Source organism: Vibrio sp. 2134-1 (genome assembly GCF_033339495.1).
Genome location: NZ_JAWOUS010000745.1, coordinates 1 through 573 on the forward strand (window position 1 = coordinate 1; position 573 = coordinate 573).

Consider the following 573-nt stretch of genomic DNA (forward strand, 5'->3'; position numbering starts at 1 on the left):
GGAGAGCTTTCTGGTCTCAAGCCAGAGATCGCGTCTTAGATGTTGGAGCTGGCTCTGGTCGAGACGCTAAATGGATGGCTGAACATGGATGTGAAGTAATAGCGATTGAACCTGCTCAAGCGCTTCTGAGATTTGGTAAGTCTTACTGTGGTGATTCAGTTACTTGGCTTGAAGATGGGTTACCTAAGCTTGAGAAAACCATTAATCTTGGCTTTCGCTTCGATTTAATTCTTGTCAGTGCGGTATGGATGCATCTTGCGCCTACGCACCGTGAACGCGCATTTCGCAAACTTGCGAATATGCTAGCGCCCAATGGTCGATTGGTGATTAGCCTTCGTCACGGTGACTTTTCTGACGGTCGTAAAGCTTATCCGGTATCGGTTGAAGAGCTTGAAAAGTTTGCAAAGAATAGCGCGTTAATGGTGAGAAACGTATCCCTCGATGATGACCAGTTACAGTGAACAGGTGTATCTTGGCAAACTGTAGTTATGTCTTTGCCTGATGATGGTTCTGGTGATCTGAATAAGGTTCGTCACATTATCGTGAATGATTTCAAATCGGCTACCTATAAAC

At 45.2% G+C, this 573-nt stretch carries 1 pseudogene; it reads left to right on the forward strand.

The annotated features are described in order from the left end of the window. Nucleotides 1–573: pseudogene (locus tag R7R78_RS28300) on the forward strand (class I SAM-dependent methyltransferase); the annotation flags it as partial.